At 68.0% G+C, this 8,534-nt stretch carries 9 protein-coding genes; 7 read left to right on the plus strand and 2 right to left on the minus strand.

Annotated features, from left to right (window positions below):
- On the minus strand, positions 1 to 682 hold a 682-nt coding region (locus E3T33_RS02260), incomplete at its 3' end, for a LysM peptidoglycan-binding domain-containing protein (RefSeq protein WP_166784370.1).
- 152 nt (positions 683 to 834) lie between these two features.
- Between E3T33_RS02260 and E3T33_RS02265 the strand changes: the two genes are divergently transcribed.
- Together E3T33_RS02265 and E3T33_RS02270 are read left to right on the plus strand one after the other, a co-directional pair.
- Positions 835 to 1,176, plus strand: coding sequence for an Rv2175c family DNA-binding protein (locus E3T33_RS02265; protein ID WP_092321530.1), 342 nt, complete (start codon positions 835 to 837; stop codon positions 1,174 to 1,176).
- 53 nt (positions 1,177 to 1,229) lie between these two features.
- Positions 1,230 to 2,618 (plus strand): aminotransferase class V-fold PLP-dependent enzyme, encoded by a 1,389-nt coding sequence (locus tag E3T33_RS02270; protein WP_134574649.1) that lies wholly within the window; start codon positions 1,230 to 1,232, stop codon positions 2,616 to 2,618.
- Between the two features lie 59 nt (positions 2,619 to 2,677).
- On the opposite strand, the gene E3T33_RS02275 is transcribed toward E3T33_RS02270, so the two are convergent.
- Positions 2,678 to 3,763, minus strand: coding sequence for a polyprenyl synthetase family protein (locus E3T33_RS02275; protein WP_134574650.1), 1,086 nt, complete (start codon positions 3,761 to 3,763; stop codon positions 2,678 to 2,680).
- Positions 3,764 to 3,839: 76 nt separating this feature from the next.
- On the opposite strand from E3T33_RS02275, the gene E3T33_RS02280 reads away from it, so the two are divergent.
- From E3T33_RS02280 to E3T33_RS02300, 5 genes are all read left to right on the plus strand, one after another.
- Positions 3,840 to 4,232 (plus strand): DUF3040 domain-containing protein, encoded by a 393-nt coding sequence (locus E3T33_RS02280; RefSeq protein WP_092321533.1) that lies wholly within the window; start codon positions 3,840 to 3,842, stop codon positions 4,230 to 4,232.
- 335 nt (positions 4,233 to 4,567) lie between these two features.
- Positions 4,568 to 4,999, plus strand: coding sequence for a division/cell wall cluster transcriptional repressor MraZ (gene mraZ / locus E3T33_RS02285; RefSeq protein ID WP_092321534.1), 432 nt, complete (start codon positions 4,568 to 4,570; stop codon positions 4,997 to 4,999).
- A 104-nt stretch (positions 5,000 to 5,103) separates the two neighbouring features.
- The gene (rsmH, locus tag E3T33_RS02290) at positions 5,104 to 6,057 is read left to right on the plus strand and encodes a 16S rRNA (cytosine(1402)-N(4))-methyltransferase RsmH (RefSeq protein WP_092321535.1); all 954 of its coding nucleotides are present in this window, start codon (positions 5,104 to 5,106) and stop codon (positions 6,055 to 6,057) included.
- Positions 6,054 to 6,689 carry a hypothetical protein gene (locus E3T33_RS02295; RefSeq protein ID WP_092321536.1) on the plus strand — a complete coding sequence of 212 codons (636 nt, stop codon included), beginning with the start codon at positions 6,054 to 6,056 and terminating at the stop codon, positions 6,687 to 6,689. The genes rsmH and E3T33_RS02295 overlap by 4 nt, the downstream gene beginning before the upstream one ends.
- A 43-nt stretch (positions 6,690 to 6,732) precedes the next feature.
- Positions 6,733 to 8,526 (plus strand): penicillin-binding protein 2, encoded by a 1,794-nt coding sequence (locus E3T33_RS02300; RefSeq protein WP_134574651.1) that lies wholly within the window; start codon positions 6,733 to 6,735, stop codon positions 8,524 to 8,526.
- Positions 8,527 to 8,534 lie beyond the last annotated feature (8 nt).

Genomic DNA, 8,534 nt, shown 5'->3' on the forward strand with positions numbered 1-8,534 from the left:
CGGCGGTCGGCACGGGCGCCGGGGCCGGAGTCGTCGCGGCCGCGGCGGAGCTCGCAGCGGGGGCACCGTGGGGCAGCACGATCGCCTGGCCGGGGAAGATGATGCTCGCTCGGCCCAGGCCGTTCGCGCTGAGTACAGCGGCGGTCGACAGGCCGTGGGCGGCCGCGATGCCGCTGATCGTGTCACCGACCTTCACCTTGTAGCGCGTGATCTCCGCTGCAACGGGCTTCTTGGCGGGGACGGCGGTCGGGGCAGCTGCGTGGGTGGTCAGGGTGAGTTTCTGGCCGGGAAAGATCATCGACGACCAGCCGAGGCCATTCAGCGCGAGCACGGATGCCGTCGACAGGCCGAACCGCCCGCCGATGCTGCTGACGGTGTCGCCTTCGACCACGACGTACTGGGCGGGGACGGCCCTGGCCGGTGCGCTGGCAGCGACGGCGCCCGGGCTCGGCGCCGGGACGGCGGCAGGGAGGGTGCTCTTGACCTTCGGCGGTTTCTTCACGATCGTCGCGGCATCGGCCGGCGACGCGAGATTCAGCGTCATCGCGATCGTGCTGATGATCACGATCGGGATGCTCGCGAACAGGCCGCGGGAACGGCAGGCCGCCAGGAAGCCGGGCCGGCGGGGCGTGTCGCCCGGCGCGGCATCCCCTGCGGGGATACTCTGCGACTCAGCCGACATGGCACTCCCGTTCCTGTGTTGCGTATGCCCCCAACGCTGGCATAGATAGGTATCAGAGTCAATCAACGTGACGGGTGTGGTTTGAGTAAACTCGTGGGATTTCATTCGCGCGGATGTTTGTCGCTCCCGGTGTTTCATGGCAGGCTTGATCCGTGACCGACTCGATTTCAGAGCAGCAGTGGCTGACCATTCCCGACCTCGTCAACCTGCTCGGTCAGAGCCAGAGCCGCGTGCGGCAGTTGATTGACGACAAGCAACTGCTGGCGGTGCGCCGCGACGGCAAGCTGCAGGTTCCCGCTCTCTTCATCCGGGACGGTGCGCCCGTGCCCGAACTCCGCGGCACGCTGATCGTGCTCTCCGATGACGGCTTCACCGACGAGCAGGCAATGGAGTGGCTGCTCGAGGTTGACGACAGCCTCAGCGCCGAGCCCATCGTCGCGCTGCGAGCCGGTCGTAAGGCCGAGGTGCGACGGGTCGCCCAGGCACTCGCCTAGCGTCCCCGAGCGACAGCCTTTCCCGCAGGGCGGGGCGGCAGTACACTTCCGTCATGTCGGCTCAGGCGGACGCCTACGGTGAGGCGCTGGAACGAGCGAAGGCGCACGCCATGGACTGGCTCAGTTCGGTCCCCGAGCGCCCGGTCGGCCCCCGGATCGGCGTCGGCGAGCTGGCGGCACGGCTGTCGATGGCTCTGCAGGACCAGCCCATGGACCCGGCCGACGTCATCGATGAACTTGCGGCGGTCGCCGAGCCCGGTCTGATGGCCATGCCGTCCGGCCGTTTCTTCGGCTGGGTGATCGGCGGAACCCTGCCGGCAGCCATGGTCGCCGACTGGCTGGTGAGCGCGTGGGACCAGAACGCGGCCTTGCGGTTCGCGACACCGGCGACCGCCGCCTTCGAGGAAGCCGCCGGCGCCTGGCTGATCGAGCTCCTGGGCCTGCCCTACGACGCGGACGTGGGCTTCACAACGGGAGCCACGATGTCGAACTTCGTCGGCCTCGCGTCCGGCCGGCAGTACCTTCTGCGCCGGGCCGGGTGGGACCTCGAAGCCCAGGGACTGTTCGGTGCGCCGCGCATCACGGTCTATGTCGGCCGGGAGCGTCACGAGGTCATCGACCTTGTACTCCGCTACCTGGGCCTGGGCGCGCCCGTCGAAATCGCGGTGGACGAGCAGGGCCGACTGCGCGCGGACGCGCTGGCCGAGGCGATGGACCGCCGAACCGGCCCGGCCATCGTCTGTCTGCAGGCCGGCAACGTGCATTCCGGATCGTTCGACCCGATCGGTCAGGCCACGGCCATCGCCCACGGGCACGACGCCTGGGTGCACGTCGATGGCGCCTTCGGACTCTGGGCGGCCGCGAGCCCGCTCTACCGCGAGCACCTGTCCGGACTGGAGACCGCGGACTCCTGGGCGACGGACGCGCACAAGACCCTCAACGTGCCTTACGACTGCGGCCTTGCGATCGTCTCCCGGCCTGCCGTTGTGCGCTCGGTCTTCGGGGTCCGCACGGCCTACCTGGTCGCGGACGAGAACGGCCCGGGCGATCCGTTCGAGAAGGTCCCTGAGCTGTCCCGCCGTGCGCGCGGGATCCCGGTCTGGGCGGCCCTGCGTTCGCTCGGCCGGTCCGGAACGGTGGCGCTGGTGGAGCGGCTCGCGGAGCACGCCCGGGCGCTGGCGGCCGGCATGGCCCGGATACCGGGAGCCGAAGTTCTCAACGACGTCGTCTTCACCCAGGTCTGCGTGAGTTTCGGCGACGACGACAGAACCCGCCGGGTGACGGAGCGGCTGCTGGCGGAGGGAACCACCTGGATGTCCGGGTCCCGCTGGCACGACCGGGATGTGCTGCGGATCTCGGTGAGCAACTGGTCCACGGATGCCGCCGACGTCGAGCTGTGCCTCGCGGCAGTCGAGCGCGCAGCGAGTGCCGTGCCCCGGTAGGGCCGTTCGGTCGCATCAGCACGGGCCCAGGTCTGGTGGGCGCTCGGACCTGGTGGACGCTAGAACGCGCGGCGCGTGACCCTCTCAACCAGGGACCGGAGCTGTTCCCTGGCGTCCTCACCGATCGGCGAATCCTCCAACGCCAGCACGGCCTCCACCACGTTGGCTTCGATCAGCGCCTCGACCCGGTCGACGGCGCCGCTGGCCAGGATCACGCGCTGCAGGGCGGCGATCCGCGCTTCGTCGAGGGTGGGGTCACCGAGCTGTTCGTCCAGGTCGTGGCGCATCGTGTCGGAGAGCCCCTGGCGCGCGAGCGCCACGAGAACGGTGCGCTTGCCCTCCCGGAGGTCGTCGCCACTGGGCTTGCCGGTGACGGCGGCGTCGCCGAACACGCCCAGCAGGTCGTCCCGGAGCTGATATGCGATTCCGAGCGGCAGGCCGAAGGCCCGGAGCGTATCGAGCTGGGCCGGGCTCGCACCCGCCAGGGCCGCACCGATCACGAGCGGCGCCTGCACGCTGTACTTCGCGGACTTGTAAACGATGACGCGCAGGGCCCGGTCCAGCAGCTCGGCCTCCGGCTGGGTCAGCCAGGCGCGTTCCTCGAGGATGTCGAGGTACTGGCCGGCGGTGACCTCGGTGCGCATCCGGTTGAACTCGGCGCGGGCGAGGCGGGCGGCAGTCTGGTCGGGGGCGGCGTCGAGGCCCTCGTCCAGGAGCTCGTCGCTCCAGCCGAGCAGCAGATCCCCGAGCAGGATCCCGGCGGCGCGACCGAACTCGCTCCGGCTTCCGGCCCAGGCGTTCTCGCCGTGCATGCCCTCGAACAGCTTGTGCGCGGATGCCGAGCCCCGGCGGGTGTCCGAATTGTCGATGATGTCGTCGTGGACGAGCGCCGCGGCATGGAAGATCTCGAGCGCGGCGGCCGCGGAAATGATGGGGGAGAGGTCCTGGGCACTCGACCCGGCGCCCTGCCAGCCGGAGTAGCAGAAGAGCGCCCTGAAACGCTTGCCACCGCTGAGAAACTGCCGTGAGAAAGCGACCAGGGGAGTGAGATCAGGGCTGATGGCGGCGACAATTGGAACACGCGTGCTGAGGAATTCGTCGATGCGGACCTGAACCTGTTCGACAAGACGATTGCTATCAGCCACGTGCCTAGCCTAGCCATCCCAGCTGGACTAGAATCAGTACCTAACCCGCTCGATCCCGAAATTGGAGGGGAATGAGATGCCGCTTTCTGAGCAAGAGCAGCGACTCCTCGAAGAGATGGAGCGCAGCCTCTATCACAATGACGTTGACTTCGTGTCAACGGCAGGGGTGACGCGGCTTCGACCCGATTACCGGTCGGTTGTAGTGGGTGTCCTCCTCGCGGTCGCCGGGATCGGCGCACTCATCGCCGGCGTGGCACTGCAGCAACTGTGGCTCGGGGTGCTCGGATTCATCATCATGTTCGCCGGCGTCCTGCTTGCCATCACACCGGGGAAGGGCGTCCGCGGCAGTACCGGCGGAGCATCCGCCGGTCGCCCGGGATCCGGACCGCGTCAGCGCGCCGGTGCCAACCAGGGATTCATGGACCGCCTGAACGAACGCTGGGACCGCCGCCAGGACGACCAGCGCTGAAGCACGCGAGCTGAGTCGCGCGCGCTGAACCAGCCTCGCTCCCGGGTTCTCCACCGTCCCTCCACAAACGTCGCGGCAACCGCCGCACCGATCCCATCACAGGGCCGATCCACTGATCGGCCCTTTTTTCTTGCCCGAAAACGGGCTTCGGCTCCCGAAAACCGCCCCGACGGTCCCTGGACGCGCAAAATCCCTCCACCTGCCCCTGCCCCGCGGACTGGGGGGCTTTCGGGGTAAATCGGATCAGAAATCGTGCATTTCTGCCTAGATGTGGTGGATAGTGGAGTAAAGTGGAGCCGTACTCGAAACACGGCCGGTCGAGAAAGGGGGGATGCATGTTTCTCGGAACGTATGCCCCCAAACTCGACGACAAAGGCCGCATCATCCTGCCGGCGAAGTTCCGGGACGAACTCTCCACCGGCATCGTGATGACGCGGGGCCAGGAGAACTGCCTGTACGTCTTCAGCTCCCGTGAGTTCGAGGACCTGCACGAGAAGATCCGCCAGGCGCCCATCACGAGCAAGCAGGGCCGCGACTTCCTCCGCGTCTTCCTCTCCGGCGCCAGCGCCGAGACGCCGGACAAGCAGAACCGGGTGACCATCCCCGCAAACCTCCGCGCCTACGCGGGACTCGACCGCGAGCTCACCGTCATCGGTGCCGGCAGCCGAGTCGAAATCTGGGACAGCGAGGCCTGGGAGACCTACCTCGCCGAACAAGAGACCTCATTCGCCAACACGACGGAGGAGGTGATTCCGGGACTCTTCTAGCCCCTGGCGCCTGACTCCCAGCCGTTCATGCCTGACACACTTCCCCGGTGCCAGGAAAGAATGGATGGGGATCAGGCACCAGGGACCAGGACCCGGCAAGAACTATGGCCATCAACGACATCCACACCCCAGTCCTGCTCGAGCGCTGCATCGAGCTGCTCGCGCCCGCACTGCAGAAGCCCGGCGCCGTGCTCGTCGACGCCACCCTCGGCATGGGCGGCCACGCCGAAGCGCTGCTCCAGCGTTTTCCCGGGCTGATCCTTGTCGGGCTCGACCGCGACCTCGACGCCCTCGCGATCGCCGAGGAGCGGCTGAAGCCCTTCCGCGGCCGCGTGCACCTCGTGCACACCGTCTACGACGGCATCCTGGACGCACTCGAAGGCCTCGGCATCGACGAGGTGGACGGCATCCTGTTCGACCTCGGCGTCTCCTCGCTCCAGATCGACCGGGTCGAACGCGGCTTCTCCTATTCAAAGGATGCGCCGCTCGATATGCGCATGGACAGCACCTCCGACCTCACCGCCCAGCGCATCATCGCCGAGTACAGCGAGGCGGAGCTGCGACGCATCTTCCAGGAATACGGCGAAGAGAAGCTGTCGGCCCGCTACGCGAAGGCCATCGTCGACGCCCGTGAAAAGACCCCCTTCGAGCGCTCGGGCCAGCTGGTCGACGTCATCACCGCGGTCACCCCGGTCGCCGTGCAGCGCATGGGCCACCCGGCCAAGCGGGTCTTCCAGGCGCTCCGCATCGAAGTCAACCAGGAACTCGCCGTTCTCGAACGCGCCATCCCGGCCGCCCTTGAAGCCGTCACGGTCGGCGGCCGCATCGTCGTCATGGCCTACCAGTCGCTCGAGGACCGGATCGTGAAAAAGGTGTTCGCCAAGGCGTCCAGTTCGAGCGCGCCGGCCGGGCTGCCGGTCGAGCTGCCGGAACACAAGCCGGTCTTCACACTGCTGATCCGAGGCTCCGAACAAGCCACCGATGAAGAAAAGGCGCTGAACCCGCGCGCAACATCCGTGCGGCTCCGTGCCGCCGAACGACTGAGGAGGGTCGAATGAGCGACAATCTCGCCCGTGTGTTCCGGCCGAACGGCCAGGACTCGTGGGCCCAGGCCCTCCCGGCGGCGCGCAGCCACATCGAGGCCGTCGCGCCGCGCGCCGAGCGTCGGGCCCGGCCCCGGATCGTCTACGCCCTGACCGCGGGCGCCGGCATGGCCGCGATCGTGATCACCCAGCTCCTGCTCAGTGTGGGAATCTCCCAGGGCGCCTACGAGATCTCGACCCTCCAGGCGAGCCAGGTCGAGCTCGGACGAACCGCCGAAAGCCTGAGCGAGGACCTCGTCAAGGTGTCATCGCCGCAGAACCTGGCCGCGAACGCTGCGGCCCTCGGCATGGTCAGCAACTCCACCCCCGCCTACCTTCGACTGTCGGACGGGGCCGTGCTCGGCGCACCCGTCTCGGCCACCGGCACGCCCGCCGACGTCCGGAGCGGCGCGTCCGGCCTCGTACCGAACGCTCTCCTCGCCGGCGTCCCCCTCGTGACGGACCTGCCTCCGGCCGGGGCCCAGGGCACCGGCATCGGCCCCGCGGGCACCCACGGCCGCTCGGCGGACGCGCGGGCAGCTCACGCTCCCGCTCCCGCCGCTCCCGCCACTCCGCCCAGCGGACTTCCGTCCCCGTCTACTCGCTGAGTCAACGCGCTAACGCGGCCCCGGCCGCAGTGAGGATGTGACGATGCCGCTGAACACCGGGGCTCGCCAGACCATCTCGGGCCGGCGTCGCATGGCCGTCACCGTCGTCGTGCTCTTCGCGGTCGTCGGCGTCTTCGTTGTGCGGCTCATCGACATCCAGGTGGTGCGGGCCGACACCCTCAGCGCCGACTCGCTCGGCAACCGCTCCGTCGAACAGACCGTCTACGGCTCCCGCGGCAACATCCTCTCCTCCGACGGCGACGTGCTCGCCGGCACCGTCATGCGCTACGACATCACGATATCCCCCCGGAACGCGGGGGAGTTCACCCGCACAACAGACGCCGGGACCGTCACGGTCACCGTCGCTCAGGCCGCAGCCGAGATCGGGGCCGTGACCGGGCAGACCGGGGATGAGATCCTCGGGATCATCTCCGAGGCCCTGGCCGGCGACAAGGACTCCGACTTCGCCTACGTGGACAGGAAGGTCGACGTCGAGGTGTTCCGCGAGGTCGGCGACCTCGACATCCCCTGGATCTACTTCAAGAAGAACCCGAGCCGGGTGTACCCGAACGGCGCCGTCGCCGGGAACGTGGTCGGTTTCGTCTCCTCTGACGGTGAAGCCCAGGCGGGCCTCGAGGTCGGAGAGAACTCCTGCCTTGCGAGCACCAACGGCGTGGAGACGTACGAGAAGGGCGCCGACGGGGTGCGCATCCCGGGCAGCACCGTCACCGCGGAGCAGGTCGTCGACGGCGGGGACGTCGTCACCACCATCGACAGGGACCTGCAGTGGTTCGTCCAGCAGGTGCTCGCCGAACAGGCGCAGGCGACCGGCGCCGCCTGGGGCACGGTCGTCGTGCAGGAGGTCAAGACCGGCAGGCTCCTTGCCGTGGCCGACTACCCGAGTGTCGACCCCAACAACGTGAGCGGCACGAAAAACCCGAAGAACCGCGGCTCGCGGGCCTTCACCGACTCCTTCGAACCGGGGTCGACGTTCAAGACGCTCACCTCGGCATCCGTTCTCGACTCCGGCAAGGCCACGATCAAGACGCACGTCGTCGCGCCGTACCGATACCGGCCCGGCAACGGCGCCAACGTGAACGACAGCCACCGGCACGAGGATGAGAAACTCACCCTGACCGGCGTGATGATCGAGTCGTCGAACACCGGGATGTCGAAGTTCGGGGAGCTCCTCAGCGATCAGGAGCGCTATGACTATATGAAGAAGTTCGGGGTCGGCAGCCCGACCGAAACCGGCTTCCCCCGCGAAGACTCCGGCATCCTGCACCCGTACCAGAAATGGGACCCCCAAACCGCGTATGCGACGATGTTCGGCCAGGGCCTGACCACGACGGCGCTCCAGGTCGCGAGCATGTACCAGACCATCGCCAACGACGGCGTGCGGATGCCCGTGACGCTGGTTGCGGGATGCCGACAGGCCGACGACAGCGTGCGGGACAAGCCCAGCTCCACCGGGAGGCAGGTCATTTCCGCCGCCGCCGCCCACGACACCTCGGACGTGCTCGAGAATGTTTACGCGAATAGTTGGGTGGCTTCCAAGTGGGAGATTCCCGGCTACCGGGTGGCCGCGAAAACCGGCACGGCCCAGATGCCGAACGGCAAGGGCGGCTACTCCAGGGGCTACCTGGTTTCGGTCTCCGGCTTCGCCCCGGCGGATGCGCCGCAGTTCGTCGTGTCGGTGAGCCTCGCGGATCCTGTTAAAATGAATACGTCTGCCGCCTCGGCTCCGATCTTCCAGAAGGTCATGAGCCAGGCGTTGAAGAAGTACCGGGCAGTCCCGTCGGGCACTCCAGCACCCGAACTCCCTGCCAATTGGTAAGAAAGTGA

It is taken from the genome of Cryobacterium sp. TMT1-2-1 (genome assembly GCF_004403955.1).
Classification (GTDB): domain Bacteria; phylum Actinomycetota; class Actinomycetes; order Actinomycetales; family Microbacteriaceae; genus Cryobacterium; species Cryobacterium psychrotolerans.

Bases quoted from the DNA above. Each gene is read 5' to 3' on its own strand.
- E3T33_RS02270 (WP_134574649.1), top strand. From the start codon at position 1,230: ATGTCGGCTCAGGCGGACGCCTACGGTGAGGCGCTGGAACGAGCGAAG.
- E3T33_RS02280 (WP_092321533.1), top strand. From the start codon at position 3,840: ATGCCGCTTTCTGAGCAAGAGCAGCGACTCCTCGAAGAGATGGAGCGC.
- mraZ (WP_092321534.1), top strand. From the start codon at position 4,568: ATGTTTCTCGGAACGTATGCCCCCAAACTCGACGACAAAGGCCGCATC.
- rsmH (WP_092321535.1), top strand. From the start codon at position 5,104: ATGGCCATCAACGACATCCACACCCCAGTCCTGCTCGAGCGCTGCATC.
- E3T33_RS02295 (WP_092321536.1), top strand. From the start codon at position 6,054: ATGAGCGACAATCTCGCCCGTGTGTTCCGGCCGAACGGCCAGGACTCG.
- E3T33_RS02300 (WP_134574651.1), top strand. From the start codon at position 6,733: ATGCCGCTGAACACCGGGGCTCGCCAGACCATCTCGGGCCGGCGTCGC.